Source organism: Amycolatopsis sp. TRM77291 (assembly GCF_054166285.1).
In genome coordinates this window covers 8,162,772-8,178,584 of record NZ_JBSZHF010000001.1, presented here as the reverse complement: position 1 = coordinate 8,178,584, position 15,813 = coordinate 8,162,772, and the positions used below count along the sequence as shown (strand labels likewise).

Below are 15,813 nucleotides of genomic sequence, written 5' to 3'. Positions count from 1 at the left end.
TCCCGTATCGTTGACGGTCGTACATACCGCGACATACCCTGAGCGACGTGCGTATCGCGGTGTTAGGCGGCGGCCCGGCGGGGCTCTACTTCGCCACGCTGGCGAAACAGCTCCATCCCGATCACGAGATCACCGTCTGGGAGCGCAACGCGCCCGACGACACCTTCGGGTTCGGGGTGGTGTTCTCCGACGAGACACTCGGCGGCATCGAACACGCCGATTCGGTGATCCACGCCGCCATGCGCCGCGAGTTCGCGCGCTGGGACGACATCGACGTCCACTTCCGCGGCACGGTGCACACCTCGGGCGGGCACGGGTTCGCCGCGATGAGCCGCAAACGGCTGCTCGGCATCCTCCAGGAACGCTGCGCGGAGCTCGGCGTGGACGTGCGTTTCCGCACCGAGGCGCCGAGCGCGGCCGAGGCCGCCGCCGAGTACGACCTCGTCGTCGCGGCGGACGGCGTCAACTCCCCCACCCGCGCCGCCTTCGCCGAGAGCTTCCGGCCGAGCCTCCAGACCAGGCGCTGTAAGTACATCTGGCTCGGCACGGATCTCGTGTTCGACGCCTTCAAGTTCTACGTGCTGGAAACCCCGCACGGGATCATGCAGATCCACGGCTATCCCTACAGCGACACCGCGAGCACGTTCATCCTCGAACTGCACGAGGACGTCTGGCAGCGCGCGTTCGGCGAGATCGCCGCGACCTCACTGGCACCGGGTGAGAGTGATGAGAAGTCGATCGAGGTCATCCGCGAGCTGTGCGCGGACGTCCTCGGCGGCCATCAGGTGTTCGCCAACAACTCGAAGTGGACCGCGTTCGCCACCGTGCGCAGCGCGAGCTGGCGGCACGAGAACGTCGTCCTGCTCGGCGACGCCGCGCACACGGCGCATTTCTCCATCGGCTCCGGCACGAAGCTCGCCATGGAGGACGCGCTGGCCCTCGCCGCCTGCCTGCACGAACAGTCCGATATGGACAGTGCGCTGGAAGCCTACGAAGCCGAGCGCCGCCCGGTCGTCAACTCCACGCAGCGCGCCGCGCAGGCGAGCCTGGAATGGTTCGAGAACCTGGGCCAGTACACCCATCAGGATCCCGCGCAGTTCGCGTTCAACATCCTCACCCGCAGCCGCCGCGTCACCTACGACAACCTCCGGTTGCGCGATCCCGAGTTCGCCGCCGAGCTGGACACCTGGTTCGCCTCCACTCTTGACTCCGACGTCCGGCCCCCGATGTTCCAGCCGTTCCGCATCGGGAGCCTCGACCTGCCGAACCGTGTCGTCGTCTCGCCGATGGACATGTACTCCTCCGAAGACGGCGTCCCGACCGATTTCCACCTGGTACACCTGGGAAGCAAGGCGCTCGGCGGCGCCGGGCTGGTCATGACGGAGATGGTCTGCGTTTCCGAGACCGGCCGTATCACCCCGGGTTGTGGCGGCCTGTACACCGAGGAACAAGAACAGGCGTGGAGGCGGGTCACCGACTTCGTCCACGGCCACACCCCCGCGCGTATCGGTGTCCAGCTGGGACATTCGGGACGCAAGGGCTCCACGAAACTGATGTGGGACGGCATCGACCAGCCGCTCCCCGAGGGCAACTGGGAGATCTGCGCGCCGTCGGCGATCCCCTACAGCGAAGCGAACCAGACCCCGCGCGAGCTCGCGGTCACCGAGCTACAAGAGATCCGCGAACAGTTCGCGGCGTCCGCCCGAGCCGCCGCGCGCGCCGGGTTCGACCTCCTCGAACTCCACTGCGCGCACGGCTACCTCCTGTCGTCGTTCCTCTCGCCGCTGACCAACCGGCGCACCGACGAATACGGCGGCTCGCTGGAGAACAGGCTGCGTTTCCCGCTCGAAGTGTTCGACGCCGTCCGCGCGGCGTGGCCGGCGGAACGGCCGATGACGGTCCGCATCTCCGCGACCGACTGGTACGACGGCGGGATCGACGTCGACGACGCCGTCGAGATCGCCCGCGCGTTCGCCGAGCACGGGGCCGACGGTATCGACGTGTCGACCGGACAGGTCGTCAGCGAGGAGAAACCCGAGTACGGCCGCAGTTACCAGACGCCGTACGCCGACCGGATCCGCAACGAGATCGGGCGCGAGTACGGCATCGCGGTGATCGCCGTCGGCGCGATCTCCTCCTACGACGACGTCAACTCGCTGATCCTGGCCGGCCGCGCGGATCTGTGCGCGCTCGGCAGGACCCACCTTTACGATCCACAGTGGACACTGCACGCCGCCGCCGAGCAGGGCTATCCGATGCCGTGGCCGAAACAGTTCGCGGCGGGCAGCCGGAAACCGCAGGGCGGCCGCACCGATGGCCCGAAACCACGGCTGGAACTCCTTCGCTCGGGAGAACCCGGCACCGCGCATGCCCGCTGGCGACCTGGGAGCGACCGATGACCGCCTTCGCACTGACCCCTGAACAGCAGTCTTTCGCCGAAGAAGTCCGGCGGCTGGGCGCCGAGAAGCTCCGCCCGCTGGCCGAATCCGGCACCGAAGGCGCGGTGAACCGGCCCCTGCTCAAGGAAATGGGCGCGCTCGGCCTGCTCGCCCGGCTGTTCCCCGGCGTCGAGGGCGGCAGCCCGAGCCGGGAGGCCGCCGCGACGGATCTGTGCATCCTGCGCGAATCCCTGGCCAGTCAGAGCACCGAAGCCGAGACGGCGTTGGCACTCCAGGGCCTTGGCACGTATCCGGTACTGCAGTCCGGGCAGGATTCGCAGGTCTCGAAGTGGGTGCCCGCCGTGGCCGCGGGCGACGCCGTCGCCGCGTTCGCGCTCACCGAGCCGAACGCGGGCTCGGACGCGGCGGCACTGGAGCTCGCCGCCGAGCCCGACGGCGACGGCTGGCGTCTCACCGGCGAGAAGATGTGGATCTCCAACGCCCCCGAGGCCGATTTCTACAGCGTCTTCGCCCGCACCACCCCGGACGCGGGTTCTCGCGGCGTGTCCGGGTTCGTCGTCCCGGCCGACCGCGCCGGGCTCTCGGGCGAGCACCTCGACCTCGTCAGCCCGCATCCCATCGGCACCCTGGTCTTCGACGGCGTCCGTGTCGAACGGGACGAACTGCTCGGCGAGCAAGATCGCGGTTTCGGTGTGGCGATGCGGACCCTGGACCTGTTCCGGCCGAGTGTCGGAGCGTTCGCCGTCGGGATGGCGCAGGCCGCGCTCGACGCCGCCGTCGCCCACGCCAAGATTCGCGTGGCGTTCGGCGGCCCGCTCCTGAAGCAGCAGACCGTGGCGCACACCCTCGCCGAAATGGCGACCCGCACCGAGGCCTCACGCCTGCTCATCTACGCCGCCGCGGCCGCGTACGACGCCGGCGAGCGGAATCTCGCCGGCCGGGCCGCGATGGCGAAACTGTTCGCCACCGAGACCGCGCAGTACGTCGTCGACTCGGCCGTGCAGATCCACGGCGCCCGGGCACTGCGGCGAGGGCATCTGCTCGAACACCTCTACCGCGAGGTGCGGGCGCCGCGGATCTACGAAGGCGCCTCCGAAGTGCAGCGGACGATCATCGCGCGGTCGCTGACTTCTTCCTAGCCGGACGGCGATCCAGGTACCACTGCGCAGCGAGCAGGGCCAGCGTCGTGCTCAGCCAGGCCGTGATCGCGGCGACCGACTGGGTCAAGGCGATCTCGCTGCCGCCGAACGTGGTCTCCAGCCGCGGTCCCAGCACGATCACCGCGACCGGACCGATCAGGCGGCTGAGGATGATCGACATGGTCAGCGCGAAACTGCGGATCATCCAGCGCCGATGGTCGCCGAACCGGCGCTGCCGAGCCGCACGCCAGCCCGCGAACGTACACCCCAGCCACAGCACCGCGGCCAGCGTGTTGGCCACTCGCGTCGCCGGGCCGAACGGGCTCACCGAACCGACGACCAGCGCCAGCAGCCCGGCCGGGAGCACCCCGGCGAAGACGTACACCCGGCCGATCTTCCGGTGCACCGCCGGGTACTTCGTCCGGAACCACGGCCAGATCTGCAGCAGCGCGCCGACCATCGCGATCGAGCCGAACAGGACGTGCGCCGCGAGGAACCAGTAGTGCGTCGTGAAGCCGGGCGGCTGCGGGACCCGTGACTGAGCCGGATCCAACGACAGGTACGGCGGCATCGAGAAGGCCAGGAAGACCACGACGACGACGGCCAACGGCACGACCCAAGGCCTTCGCCACCACGCTTTCCGTGGCGCCTCCCGCTGGTCACGTTGTTCGAGCCTGACAGTCATCACTGTCCCCCACGTTTTCCGGTAACGGCAAACAACTTTCCGCTGCCGAACCTAGGACGTGGGGTGGCCGGGAAGAATGGAGCGGACCGCCGGTTCGAAGGTGGAGCAGGCCCTACCGCCGTCCGCCTCGCACCCGCTGCACGAGATCCCGGTAGACCAGCCCGCTCTGTTTGATCGTCCGCGCCTGCGTATCGCGGTCGACCCGCACCAGGCCGAGCCGCTTCGCGTAGCCGTACGCCCATTCGAAACTGTCCAAAAAGGACCAGGCGAAATAGCCGCGGACGTCCGCGCCCGCCCGCCGCGCGGCGGCCGTGGCGGCGATATGCGCCGACAGGTACTCGGCGCGGTCGTCGTCGCGGACGAAGCCGGTCTCGTCGGGGACGTCGGCGAACGCGGCCCCGTTCTCCGTTACGTAGAGCGGCAGACCGGGATAGTCCCGGCTGATCCGGACGAGCAGTTCGGTGAGCTTGTGCGGCAGGATCTCCCAGCCCAGCACCGTCGACGGGGCCCCGAACGGGACCTTGCGGAACGCGGGCATCCCGAAATGCTCCACCGCGTCCCCGTTCTCCTCCACCCCGGAGTACCGCGTTCCGAAGTAGTAGTCGACCCCGAGGAAATCGAGCGGGGCCGCGATGATCGACGGATCCCACGGCTCGGACGGCAGGCGGATGCCCTGCCGGGCGAGGGTCTCGAGCACGTCCTCCGGGTACCGGCCGTGGACGAGCGCGTCGAGGTAGAACCTCGTCCCGAGCCCGTCCTCGAAGCGCGCGGCGGCCCGGTCGGCCTCACTCGAGGTGGCCGGGTCGGCGGTGCTCAGGTTGAGCGTGATCCCGAACTCGGTCCCCGGCGGCGCGAGCTCCCGCATCCGCCGCACGGCGAGACCGTGGCCGAGCAGCAGGTGATGGGCCGCCGCCATCCCCGCCTTCGCGTCCCGGCGGCCGGGCGCCATCACCCCGTGGACGTAACCGTGCATGGCCGTGCACCACGGTTCGCTCAGCGTGGTCCAGTGGCGGACCCGGTCGCTCAGGCGCTCGAACACGAGCATCGCGTAGTCGGCGAACCGGACGGCGGTGTCGCGCGCGGGCCAGCCGCCGGCGTCTTCGAGGTGCTGCGGAAGATCCCAGTGGTACAGCGTCAGCCAGGGGTCGATGCCGTTGTTGAGCAGTTCGTCGACCAGCCGGTCGTAGAAGGCGATCCCGGCGGGGTTGACGCCGCCGCGTCCACGCGGCTGCACCCGTGGCCAGGAAACGGAGAAGCGGTAGGTGTCGACGCCGAGTTCCTTGAGCAGCGCGACGTCCGCGGGCATGCGGTGGTAGTGATCGCAGGCGATCTCGCCGGTGTCCCCGTTGTCGACCGACCACGGGGACCGGGCCCAGGTGTCCCAAATGGACGGTGTTCTTCCGTCTTCGGCGACCGCGCCTTCGACCTGGTACGCCGAACTGCCGACACCCCACCGGAAGTCCGGCGGCAAGGTACCGATGAGCTCGTCGTCCCCCGTCATGGCCCCTCTTCCCGCCTTATTTCACCAGTTGATACATGGCGGAGGATAAGGTCGTGGGGCATCCTGGAAAGGTCCGCCGCCACAAGATGGGTATCCGCATGCCTGCCAAGCGCACCACCGTCCGTGACCTGCGGCGGCACAACCGTTCCCTCCTGTTGTCGAAACTCTACTTCGACGGCCCGCTCAGCCGCCACGAATTGAGCGGTCTGACCGGGTTGAGCGCCGCGACCGTCAGCAACGTGACCGCCGAACTCGGCGAAGAACGCCTCATCACCGAGGCCGGGCTGGTCGAGTCCGACGGCGGCAGGCCGCGCGTCCTGCTCCGCGTCGACCCGGCGTACGGGCATGTCGCGGGCGTCGACATCGGCGAGACCGGGGTGAAGGTCGAGCTGTTCGACCTCACCATGAACCGGCTCGCCACCGTCGAGCATCCCCTCGCCTCGCCCCGGCCGGACGCGGCCGCGGCGGTCACCCAGGTGGCGTCCGGGCTCCGGGAGGTGATCACGGAATCGGGTATCGACGAGGCGACCGTGCTCGGTGTCGGCGTCGGCGTCCCCGGCACCGTCCAGCAGGGCGAAGCGCTGCGCGTGCACGCGCCCACCATCGGCTGGAAGGAGGTCCCGCTCACCGACCTCCTGCGCGCGGAAGGCGTCGAGCTGCCCCTGTTCGTGGACAACGGCGCGAAAACCCAGGGGCAGGGCGAAATGTGGTTCGGTGCCGGCCGCGGCGCCCGGCACGCGGTGATCGCGCTGATCGGGTCCGGCGTCGGCGCGGCCGTGGTCGCCGACGGCACCACCTACCGGGGCTCCACCAGCAGCGCGGGCGAATGGGGCCATACGACGATCGTCTACGGCGGGCAGGAATGCCGCTGCGGATCCCGCGGGTGCCTGGAGTCCTACGTCGGTGCGGAGGGCGTCCTCGCCCGCTATCGCAAGGCACGCGGCGGAAAGACCTCGGACGAGGACGAGCGGACCCAGTTCGCCGCCCTGCTGGAGTCGGCGGGCAAGTCCAAGGCCGCGGCCAAGGTGCTGGAAGAGACCGCGGGCTATCTCGGCGCCGGGATCGGCAACCTGATCAACCTGTTCGACCCGGAGCGGATCGTGCTCGGCGGCTGGGCCGGGCTGGCCCTCGGCGAGCGGTACCTGCCCGAGATCCGGCGCGTGGCGGGCGAGCACGCGCTGGCGCACGTGTTCGACCAGACCGAGATCGAGCTCGGACAGCTCGGCCCGGACGCCGTCGCCATAGGAGCCGCCACCCTCCCGGTCGCCGCCCTCCTGGAACAGGGCGCGGACCCGCGCACGGCCGGATCGAAGCGGGGCACGGCCGCCTGACCTTAATTCGAGCTCGAAAAATACATCTTGTCGCAGTGGTAGAGACCATGCATACTTTGTTGTCAGGCACAACAAAGTAGTTCTGCCAGCCTTCTCCTCGGGTCCCCAACGGTCAGAGAGGCGACAACGATGTCCATCTCAGCTCGTTTCCGCTGGACGGCACTCCTCGCCGCCGGCGTCCTCCTCGGCTCGCTCCCGGCCACCGCACAAGCCCCGGCCTCCGAGGCCGCGGTCACGGCCGCGACCTTCACCGACGACTTCAACGGGCCCGCCGGGGCGGGTATCGACACCTCGAAGTGGCATTTCGAGACCGGCGACAACGTCAACAACCACGAGCGGCAGTGGTACACATCCGGGACGAACAACGCGGCGCTCGACGGCCAGGGCAACCTCGTCATCACCGCGAAGAAGGAGAACCCTGGCAACTACAACTGCTGGTACGGGCGCTGCGAGTACACCTCCGCGCGGCTGTCCACGCAGGGCCAGTTCACCCAGACCTACGGCCGGTTCGAAGCGCGGATGAAACTTCCGCGCGGGCAGGGGATGTGGCCCGCGTTCTGGATGCTCGGCGCCGACATCGGCAACGTCGGCTGGCCCAACAGCGGCGAGATCGACATCATGGAGAACGTCGGCTTCGAGCCGAACACGGTGCACGGCACCCTTCACGGCCCCGGTTACTCCGGCGCGGGCGGCATCGGCGCGGCCTACAACGGCCCGAACTTCTCCGACGACTTCCACACCTACGCCGTCGACTGGGCACCGAACCAGATCAAGTGGTACGTGGACGGGAACCTCTACCAGACCCGCACACCCGCCGACCTCAACGGCAACCGCTGGGTCTTCGACCACCCCTTCTACCTGATCCTGAACCTCGCCGTCGGCGGCTACTGGCCCGGTGACCCGAACTCCAGCACGGTCTTCCCGCAGCGTCTCGTCGTCGATTACGTGCGCGTCAATTCCAGCGACACCGCCGGGCGCACCGGGCGGATCACCGGTATCGGCGGGAAATGCGTCGACGTCGCCGGGGCGAACACCGCCAACGGCACCCCGCTCCAGATCACCGACTGCAACGGCAACGCCGCGCAGAACTGGACCATCGGCGGCGACGGCACGATCCGCGCGCTCGGCAAGTGCATGGACGTCTCCGGCGGCGGGACCGCGGACGGCACGGCCGTGCAACTGTGGGACTGCAACGGATCCGGCGCGCAGAAATGGGCGATCAGCGGCGCACGCGACATCGTGAACCCGCAGGCGAACAAATGCCTCGACGCCACCGGGAACAGCTCCGCGAACGGGACGAGACTCCAGCTCTGGACCTGCGGCGGTAGCGCGAACCAGAAGTGGACGACGCCGTGAGAAGGCTGCCGCTGCTCGGCGCCGCGGTGATCGCGGCGGCCACGCTCGTCGCGACCCCGGCGCGAGCCGCCGGGGAAACCGTGAACATCTGGCTCACCACCACGAACGACTCGCGCGGGGTGAACGTCACGCGCGGGCTCCAGCAGCAGTCACCGGTCACCTTCGCCGCGGGCACGGGGACCGGCCAGCAGACCATCACCGTCGACGAGAACACGACGTACCAGCAGTTCGAGGGCGCGGGCGCGTCGTTCACCGACACCGCGGCGTGGCTGATGAAGGGCAGCGGCGCGTTGTCGCAGGCGACCCGCGACGAGACCATGCGGAAGCTGTTCGATCCCGTTTCGGGGATCGGTGTCAACTTCATCCGCAACCCGCTCGGTTCCTCGGATCTGGCGCGGTTCAGTTACTCGTTCGACGATCTCCCCGCCGGGCAGACCGATCCGAGCCTGGCGAAGTTCTCGATCGGCCACGATCTCGACAGCATCCTGCCGCTGACCAAGCAGGCGCGGGAGATCAATCCGGCGACCAAGGTGATGGCGTCGCCGTGGAGCGCGCCGCCGTGGATGAAGGACAACGGCGACTTCAAGCTGGGCTGGCTGAAGGCCGAGTACTACCCGGTCTATGCGCAGTACTTCGTCAAGTACATCCAGGCGTACCAGGCGCAGGGAGTGCCGATTCATTACGTGTCGGTGCAGAACGAGCCGACCTGCTGCGCGAGCTATCCGTCGATGAACTGGAACGGCGCCGGCCTCCAGTACTTCACGAAGACCAACCTCCTGCCGGCCCTTCGCGGCTCTGGTCTGTCCACAAAGGTCCTCGCGCTGGACTGGAACTGGGACAAGTACACGGAATTCGGCGCACCCACGATGGACGACGCTTCGATCCGCAACGACCCGAACTTCGGCGGGATGGCCTGGCACGGCTACGGCGGCGACGTCGCCCAGCAGACCGCGGTGCACAACCAGTACCCGGACGTGCCCGCGTACAGCACGGAGCATTCGGGCGGGACGTGGGTGAGTCATCAGCAGGCCGAGGACATGGCGAACATCGTCGACTACACCAGGAACTGGAGCAAGAGCTTCATCAAGTGGAGCCTCGCGGTGGACCAGAACATGGGTCCGCACAACGGCGGCTGCGGCACCTGCACCGGACTGATCACCGTCCACAATGGAGATTCGCGGCACGGGCAGGTCGATTACACCGTCGAGTACTACACGATGGGTCACCTGACGAAGTTCGTGAAGCCGGGCGCGCACCGGATCTCGTCCAACGACAACTCCGCCGTGCGGAACGTCGCGTGGAAGAACCCGGACGGGTCGAAGGCGCTGATCGCGTACAACACCAGTGGCGTGAACCAGAACGTGCGCGTCAACTGGGGCGGGCAGTCCTTCACGTACACGCTGCCCGCGTCGACGTCGGCGACGTTCACCTGGTCGGGGACGCAGTCGGGCGGCGGCGTCCGCACCGGCGCGATCACCGGGCTCGGCGGCAAATGCGTCGACGTCACCGGGGCGAACAGCGCCAACGGGACGACGGTGCAGCTCTACGACTGCAATGGCTCCGGTGCGCAGCAGTGGTCGTTCCAGGCGGACGGCACGGTGCGGGCGCTGGGCAAATGTCTCGACGTCACCGGGATGTCCACGGCGGACGGCGCGCGACTGCAACTGTGGGACTGCGCGGGCGGGCCGAATCAGCGCTGGGCGGCCAGCACCGCCCGCGACCTGGTGAACTCCGGTTCGGGTAAATGCCTGGACGCCACCGGCAACTCCTCGGCCAACGGCACCCGGCTCCAGATCTGGTCCTGTACCGGCGCCGCGAACCAGAAGTGGGTCACTCCCTAGCCACCCCTCGCATTTCGTCCTCTGGATGCGGTGGTTCGCACTTCGAACTACCGCATCCAGAGGACGAAACGCGTCAGGAGGAGCGCTCGGCGTAGGCCTCGACCAGCTGGTTTTCGGCGTCGGTGAGGTACTGCGCGAGGAGCTTTTCGGCGCCGAGGCCGTCGCCGGCTTCGATGCGCTCGAGGATCTCCGCGTTGCGCTTGAGGTACGGCTCGTGGAAGCGCCGCGGGTCGGCCATCATGTGGAACACCAGCCGCAGCTCGGCGAGGATGCCGCGCATCAGCTCGTCGATCCGCTCGCTGCCGCTCAGCTCCGCGATCGCCGAATGGAACCGGATGTTCGCGGTGCCGAGGTCCTGCCAGCGTTCACCCCGCTCGGCGATCCTGCCGTCCTCGACCAGTCGCGCGAGTTTCCCGAACGTCGGGGGTTTTTCCGTCACCGCCCGCACCGCGGAGCACTCGACGACCTTGCGCACCTTGTAGAGGTCGACGACGTCCTCGACCGGCAGCACCCGCACGAACACACCGCGGTTGAGCTCGTGGGTCAGCAGGCGTTCGTGCGTGAGCAGGCGGAACGCCTCGCGCAGCGTGTTGCGGGAGACGCCGAGCGCCGAGCCGATGTCCTGCTCCGACAGCCGGACGCCGGGCAGGAAGAAACCTTCCGCGATACGCGTGCGGAGGACGCCCGCGACCCTTTCGGCCGTGCTGGTCCGGCTGATCATGCCGCGATCCGCCTCGAGTCCTTCTACCGAGGCAGGACCACCCTCCGCGATCGTCACGTGACCGATCCTACCTAGGCACAAGAGGCTCAGCCAAGGATCCTCTTGTGGAATTGTTGAACAATACCTACAGTGGCTATTCATGTGACCCGTGCCACCCTGAGATTCACCCTCTGGAGGTGCCGATGAACGCGACAGCCACTACCGAAGACACACGCCCCTTCGCCTGGTTCCGCACGCTCGGTTCGCGAGGCCGCCGGGCCTTCGTCGGCGCGTTCGGCGGATACGGGCTCGATTCGTTCGACTACCAGACCCTGCCGCTGGGCCTGGCCGCGATCACCGCCTACTACGGCCTCTCCGGCGGCGAGGCGGGCCTGCTCGGCACCACCACGCTGGTGGTTTCGGCGATCGGCGGGATCGGCGCGGGCATCCTGGCCGACCGCATCGGCCGGGTCCGCACCCTCCAGCTCACCATCGCGATGTACACGATCTTCACCGTGCTCTGCGGGTTCGCGCCGAACTTCGAGACGCTCCTGGTCTTCCGCGCCCTGCAGGGCCTGGGCTTCGGTGGCGAATGGGCCGCCGGCGCCGCGCTGGTGGCGGAGTACTCGCAGGCGAAGTATCGCGGCCGCACGGTCGCCTTCGTGCAGAGCGCGTGGGCTGTCGGCTGGGCGCTCTCGGTCGTCGTCTACACCGTCGTCTTCAGTATCTGGAGCCCGGACGTCGCCTGGCGGGTCATGTTCTGGACCGGCGTCATCCCTGCGCTGCTCGTGCTGTGGGTCCGCCGCAACGTCCAGGACGCGCCGGTCGCCGAAGCGGCCCGCGCCACGAAGAAGGAACGCGGTTCACTGGCGGGCATCTTCAAACCGGACCTGCTGCGCACGACGTTCTTCGCCGCGCTGCTGGCCACCGGTGTCCAGGGCGGCTACTACACCCTCGCCACCTGGCTGCCCAGCTACCTGAAGACCACCCGCGGCCTCACCGTCATCGGGACCGGCGGCTATCTCGCGTTCCTGATCTCCGGCGCCTTCATCGGCTACGTCACCGGCGGCTACCTGACGGACCTCCTGGGCCGCAAGAAGACGTTCCTGCTGTTCTCGGTGCTGTCGGCGGGTCTCATCGTCGCGTACACGCAGATCCCGGCGGGTGCGAACACACTCGTGCTGTTCCTCGGGTTCCCGCTCGGGTTCTCGATGTCCGCGATCTTCAGCGGGTTCGGCGCCTTCCTCGCTGAGCTGTACCCGTCGGCGCTGCGCGGGACCGGGCAGGGCTTCACCTACAACCTCGGCCGCGCCATCGGCGCCACGTTCCCCGCCGTGGTCGGTTTCCTCGGCGCCGGCGGCGCGATGGTGTTCGGCGCGGTCGGCTACGGCATCGCCGTGCTGGCGCTGCTCGGCCTGCCCGAGACTCGCGGCCGCGAACTTCTGTGACCACAATCGGAAGAGGAGGCACCGCGATGACCACCTTCGACGAACCGGCGACGTTGTCCCCCGGCGAGGCCCGCGCCCTGTTCCGCGCGGGCACCGCCCGCCCGACCACCGGCTGGGCGAACGGGTTCACCCAGACCAACCTGATCGCCGTCCCCGAGGACTGGGCCTACGACGTCCTGCTGTTCTGCCAGCGGAACCCGCAGCCCTGTCCGGTACTCGACGTCAGCGACCCAGGCGACCCGTCGACCCGGCTGGCGCCCGGCGCGGATCTGCGCACCGACCTGCCGCGGTACCGCGTCTGGCAGAACGGCGCGCTGTCCGGCGAGCTCACGGACGCGAGCGGGCTGTGGCGCAGCGACATGGTCGCGTTCTCGATCGGATGCAGTTTCACCTTCGAATCGGCGCTGGCCGCGGAGGGCATCCCGCTGCGGCACGTCGACCAGGGCCGCAACGTGGCGATGTACGTGACGAACCGCGAGTGCGTCCCCGCCGGGCGGCTGCACGGGCCGATGGTGGTCTCGATGCGGCAGATCCCCGAAGACCGCGTGGACGACGCCGTGCGCATCACCCGCGGGATGCCCGCCGTGCACGGTGCGCCGGTGCACATCGGCGACCCGGCCGCGCTCGGCATCACCGATCTCGGCAAACCCGATTTCGGCGACCCGGTCGACGCGGAACCCGGTGACGTGCCGGTGTTCTGGGCGTGCGGCGTGACCCCGCAGGCGGCGTTGATGGCCTCGCGGCCGCCGTTCGCGATCACGCACGCGCCGGGCTACATGTTCGTGACCGACAAGCTCGACAGTGAGTTCAGGGTGGCCTGATGGATCTCAACAGCGATTTGGGCGAGGGTTTCGGCGCCTGGGAGATGGGCGACGACGACGCCATGCTCGACATCGTCACCAGCGCGAACGTCGCCTGCGGCTTCCACGCCGGCGACCCGTCGGTGATGCGGCGTGTCTGCGAGCGCGCGGCGGAGCGCGGTGTCGTCATCGGCGCGCACGTCGCCTACCGCGATCTCGCCGGATTCGGGCGGCGGGCGATGGACGTCGCCCCCGCCGACCTCGCCGATGACGTGCTTTACCAGATCGGCGCGCTGGAGGCGTTCGCCCGCGCGGCGGGCTCGCGGGTGCGGTACGTCAAACCGCACGGGGCGTTGTACAACACGGCCGGGGTGGATCCGGATCAGGCGGCCGCGGTGGTCGAAGGGATCCGGCGGTTCCACCCCGGGCTCGCACTGCTCTGCCCGCCGGGCTCGGAAATGGCCAAACAGGCCGAAAAGGCTGGGCTCCCCGCGTACGCCGAGGCGTTCGCGGACCGCGCGTACACGTCCGAAGGCCTTCTGGTCTCGCGAAAACTGCCCGGCGCCGTGCTCCACAACGCCGACGAGGTGGCCGCGCGGGCGGTGACGATGGCGACCACCGGCAAGGTCGTCGCCGCCGACGGGACCGAGCTGGCCCTCCAGCCGCATTCGCTGTGCGTGCACGGCGACACGCCCGGCGCCGTCGAGCTGGCGCGACGGATCCGCGCGGGACTCGACGCCTCCGGTGTCCACATCGGACCCTTCATCGAGGCCGCATGATGCGAGTGCTGCCCTATGGGGCGCGTGCGGCCATGGTCGACTTCGACGATCCGTCGGAGGTGCTCGGGCTGCACGCGTCACTGGAGCAGGACCCGCCGGACGGCGTCGTCGAACTGGTCCCCGCCGCGCGGACCCTGCTCATCCGGTTCGACCCCGGCCGGACCCACCACGACCGGCTCGCCGAAGACGTCCTCCATCGGTCCACAGTGGACATCGAACCGCGCGAGACCGCCGAGATCGTCGTGCCGGTGCACTACGACGGCCCGGACCTCGCCGACGTCGCGGCCGCCGCCGGCATGTCGGCGGAAGCCGTCGTCCGGCGGCACGAGGACGGCACCTACGTCTCGGCGTTCTGCGGTTTCGCTCCCGGTTTCGCCTACCTGACCGGACTCGACCCGGCGCTGCACCTGCCGCGCCGGACGAGCCCGCGCACGCGGGTGCCCGCCGGGTCGGTCGCGATCGCGGGCGAGTACACGGCGGTGTACCCGAACGCCTCCCCCGGCGGCTGGCAGCTCATCGGGCGGACCTCGCTGCCGGTGTGGGACGTCGAGCGGGAGCCGCCGAACCTGCTGGCGCCCGGTACCCGGATCCGGTTCACTTCATGACCGCGAAGATCGAAGTGGTCCGGCCCGGTCTCTTCGCCACCGTGCAGGATCTCGGGCGACCGGGGCTGGCCGCGATCGGCGTCGGCCGGTCCGGCGCCGCCGACCGCGGCTCGCTGCGGCTGGCGAACCGGCTGGTCGGGAACCCCGAGAGCCACGCGGCCCTGGAGTGCGTTCTCGGCGGCCTCGTCCTGCGGTTCTCCGCTCCCGCGACCGTCGCCGTCACCGGCGCGCCCTGCTCGATCACCGCCGGCGGGCGGGCTTTCGGCCCCGGCTCGCCGATTTTCGTGCGTGCGGGCGACGAACTCGTTCTCGGGATGGCTTCTCACGGTTTGCGTTGCTATGTCGCCGTGCGCGGCGGTGTCGACGTCCCTCCGGTGCTCGGCGCACGGGCGACCGACACCCTCGGCAAACTCGGCCCGCCCGCGCTATCGGCGGGGATGACCTTGCCGGTGGGGCAGGAGTCACTGGTCCATCCCGGGGTGGATCTGGCTCTTCTTGCTTCTTTGCCCGACGAACCGGTCCTGCGGGTCACTCCAGGACCTCGGGTTTCTTGGTTCGTTCCCGACGCACTGTCCACTTTGGTCTCTTCCGGTTACGGCGCCACGGCCGATGTCGATCGGGTGGGTGTGCGGCTCGATGGCCCTGCGCTGTCGCGGGCGCGGGGTGGCGAGCTGCCGCCCGAGGCCGCCGTGCCGGGCGCGTTGCAGGTTCCTCCTTCGGGGCAGCCGATCCTGTTCCTGGCCGACCACCCGGTGACCGGGGGTTATCCGGTGATCGCGGTGGTGGAGGAGGCGGATCTGGATCTGGCCGCGCAGGTGCGGCCGGGGCAGCGGGTGCGGTTCCGGCTCGTTTAAGGGACCGGCCGCCTGTCTCGCATTTAGCCAGCTGAATGCGTGTCCACGGGGCCGGCCTATGCCCTGAGATGCATGGTGTTGCGTCTCGGCGTCCCGGTGGGTGGGCGAACTGGGCCTGGCCGCGCAGGTGCGACCCGGGCAGCGGGTGCGGTTCCGGCTCGTTTAAGGGACCGGCCGCTCGTCTCGCAATTAGTCAGCTAAATGCATGTCCACGGGGCCGGCCTATGCCCTGAGATGCATGGTGTTCCGTCTCGGTGTGCCGGTGGGGTCGAGGTAGCTGGGTGGGGTGAATTCGGGGAGTCCGTCTTGGGCGATGTGGACTGTCCATTCGCTGTGGTGGATCAACCGGTGGTGTTTGGTGCAGAGCAGCACGAG

13 protein-coding genes and 1 pseudogene (1 of these 14 cut by a window edge) are annotated in these 15,813 nt (G+C 69.1%); 10 read left to right on the top strand and 4 right to left on the bottom strand.

The window, feature by feature from the left end:
- Positions 1 to 47 precede the first annotated feature (47 nt).
- Both ACXIZN_RS38370 and ACXIZN_RS38365 read left to right on the top strand, forming a co-directional pair.
- On the top strand, positions 48 to 2,399 hold the full coding sequence (locus tag ACXIZN_RS38370; RefSeq protein ID WP_457959692.1) for a bifunctional salicylyl-CoA 5-hydroxylase/oxidoreductase: 2,352 nt from the start codon (positions 48 to 50) through the stop codon (positions 2,397 to 2,399).
- On the top strand, positions 2,396 to 3,538 hold the full coding sequence (locus ACXIZN_RS38365) for an acyl-CoA dehydrogenase family protein (protein WP_457959691.1): 1,143 nt from the start codon (positions 2,396 to 2,398) through the stop codon (positions 3,536 to 3,538). The genes ACXIZN_RS38370 and ACXIZN_RS38365 overlap by 4 nt, the downstream gene beginning before the upstream one ends.
- Here the strand turns inward: ACXIZN_RS38365 and ACXIZN_RS38360 are convergent.
- Positions 3,510 to 4,145: a DUF2306 domain-containing protein gene (locus tag ACXIZN_RS38360; protein ID WP_457960704.1), complete on the bottom strand. Its 636-nt coding sequence runs from the start codon at positions 4,143 to 4,145 to the stop codon at positions 3,510 to 3,512. The genes ACXIZN_RS38365 and ACXIZN_RS38360 overlap by 29 nt on opposite strands.
- Positions 4,146 to 4,335: 190 nt before the next feature.
- The gene (locus ACXIZN_RS38355) at positions 4,336 to 5,724 is read right to left on the bottom strand and encodes a GH1 family beta-glucosidase (protein WP_457959690.1); all 1,389 of its coding nucleotides are present in this window, start codon (positions 5,722 to 5,724) and stop codon (positions 4,336 to 4,338) included.
- An 86-nt stretch (positions 5,725 to 5,810) separates the two neighbouring features.
- Between ACXIZN_RS38355 and ACXIZN_RS38350 the strand changes: the two genes are divergently transcribed.
- The 3 genes from ACXIZN_RS38350 (at position 5,811) to ACXIZN_RS38340 (ending at position 10,252) form a co-directional block, all read left to right on the top strand.
- Positions 5,811 to 7,055, top strand: coding sequence for an ROK family protein (locus ACXIZN_RS38350; protein ID WP_457960703.1), 1,245 nt, complete (start codon positions 5,811 to 5,813; stop codon positions 7,053 to 7,055).
- Positions 7,056 to 7,184: 129 nt separating this feature from the next.
- Positions 7,185 to 8,411: an RICIN domain-containing protein gene (locus tag ACXIZN_RS38345; RefSeq protein ID WP_457959689.1), complete on the top strand. Its 1,227-nt coding sequence runs from the start codon at positions 7,185 to 7,187 to the stop codon at positions 8,409 to 8,411.
- Complete coding sequence (locus tag ACXIZN_RS38340) at positions 8,408 to 10,252, top strand: ricin-type beta-trefoil lectin domain protein (protein ID WP_457959688.1); 1,845 nt, start codon at positions 8,408 to 8,410, stop codon at positions 10,250 to 10,252. Before ACXIZN_RS38345 ends, ACXIZN_RS38340 begins: the two co-directional genes overlap by 4 nt.
- Before the next feature lie 73 nt (positions 10,253 to 10,325).
- Here ACXIZN_RS38340 and ACXIZN_RS38335 read toward each other — a convergent pair whose 3' ends face one another.
- Complete coding sequence (locus ACXIZN_RS38335) at positions 10,326 to 10,973, bottom strand: GntR family transcriptional regulator (protein ID WP_091599994.1); 648 nt, start codon at positions 10,971 to 10,973, stop codon at positions 10,326 to 10,328.
- 182 nt (positions 10,974 to 11,155) lie between these two features.
- Here ACXIZN_RS38335 and ACXIZN_RS38330 point away from each other — a divergent pair, with 182 nt between their 5' ends.
- The 5 genes from ACXIZN_RS38330 to ACXIZN_RS38310 are packed head-to-tail and all read left to right on the top strand — an operon-like array spanning position 11,156 to position 15,438.
- Positions 11,156 to 12,400, top strand: a complete 1,245-nt coding sequence (locus ACXIZN_RS38330) for an MFS transporter (RefSeq protein ID WP_257484129.1) — start codon at positions 11,156 to 11,158, stop codon at positions 12,398 to 12,400.
- 26 nt (positions 12,401 to 12,426) lie between these two features.
- Positions 12,427 to 13,221: a putative hydro-lyase gene (locus tag ACXIZN_RS38325; RefSeq protein ID WP_034305879.1), complete on the top strand. Its 795-nt coding sequence runs from the start codon at positions 12,427 to 12,429 to the stop codon at positions 13,219 to 13,221.
- Positions 13,221 to 13,979, top strand: coding sequence for a LamB/YcsF family protein (locus ACXIZN_RS38320; protein ID WP_457959687.1), 759 nt, complete (start codon positions 13,221 to 13,223; stop codon positions 13,977 to 13,979). The genes ACXIZN_RS38325 and ACXIZN_RS38320 overlap by 1 nt, the downstream gene beginning before the upstream one ends.
- Complete coding sequence (locus tag ACXIZN_RS38315; RefSeq protein ID WP_457960702.1) at positions 13,979 to 14,584, top strand: 5-oxoprolinase subunit B family protein; 606 nt, start codon at positions 13,979 to 13,981, stop codon at positions 14,582 to 14,584. Before ACXIZN_RS38320 ends, ACXIZN_RS38315 begins: the two co-directional genes overlap by 1 nt.
- The gene (locus tag ACXIZN_RS38310; protein WP_457959686.1) at positions 14,581 to 15,438 is read left to right on the top strand and encodes a 5-oxoprolinase subunit C family protein; all 858 of its coding nucleotides are present in this window, start codon (positions 14,581 to 14,583) and stop codon (positions 15,436 to 15,438) included. The genes ACXIZN_RS38315 and ACXIZN_RS38310 overlap by 4 nt, the downstream gene beginning before the upstream one ends.
- A 222-nt stretch (positions 15,439 to 15,660) precedes the next feature.
- Here ACXIZN_RS38310 and ACXIZN_RS38305 read toward each other — a convergent pair.
- Positions 15,661 to 15,813: pseudogene (locus tag ACXIZN_RS38305) on the bottom strand (HNH endonuclease signature motif containing protein) (its annotated part continues 12 nt past the right edge of the window); the annotation flags it as partial.

Bases quoted from the DNA above. Each gene is read 5' to 3' on its own strand.
- ACXIZN_RS38330 (WP_257484129.1), top strand. From the start codon at position 11,156: ATGAACGCGACAGCCACTACCGAAGACACACGCCCCTTCGCCTGGTTC.
- ACXIZN_RS38345 (WP_457959689.1), top strand. From the start codon at position 7,185: ATGTCCATCTCAGCTCGTTTCCGCTGGACGGCACTCCTCGCCGCCGGC.
- ACXIZN_RS38355 (WP_457959690.1), bottom strand. From the start codon at position 5,724: ATGACGGGGGACGACGAGCTCATCGGTACCTTGCCGCCGGACTTCCGG.
- ACXIZN_RS38335 (WP_091599994.1), bottom strand. From the start codon at position 10,973: ATGATCAGCCGGACCAGCACGGCCGAAAGGGTCGCGGGCGTCCTCCGC.
- ACXIZN_RS38365 (WP_457959691.1), top strand. From the start codon at position 2,396: ATGACCGCCTTCGCACTGACCCCTGAACAGCAGTCTTTCGCCGAAGAA.
- ACXIZN_RS38350 (WP_457960703.1), top strand. From the start codon at position 5,811: ATGGGTATCCGCATGCCTGCCAAGCGCACCACCGTCCGTGACCTGCGG.
- ACXIZN_RS38320 (WP_457959687.1), top strand. From the start codon at position 13,221: ATGGATCTCAACAGCGATTTGGGCGAGGGTTTCGGCGCCTGGGAGATG.
- ACXIZN_RS38325 (WP_034305879.1), top strand. From the start codon at position 12,427: ATGACCACCTTCGACGAACCGGCGACGTTGTCCCCCGGCGAGGCCCGC.
- ACXIZN_RS38315 (WP_457960702.1), top strand. From the start codon at position 13,979: ATGCGAGTGCTGCCCTATGGGGCGCGTGCGGCCATGGTCGACTTCGAC.
- ACXIZN_RS38310 (WP_457959686.1), top strand. From the start codon at position 14,581: ATGACCGCGAAGATCGAAGTGGTCCGGCCCGGTCTCTTCGCCACCGTG.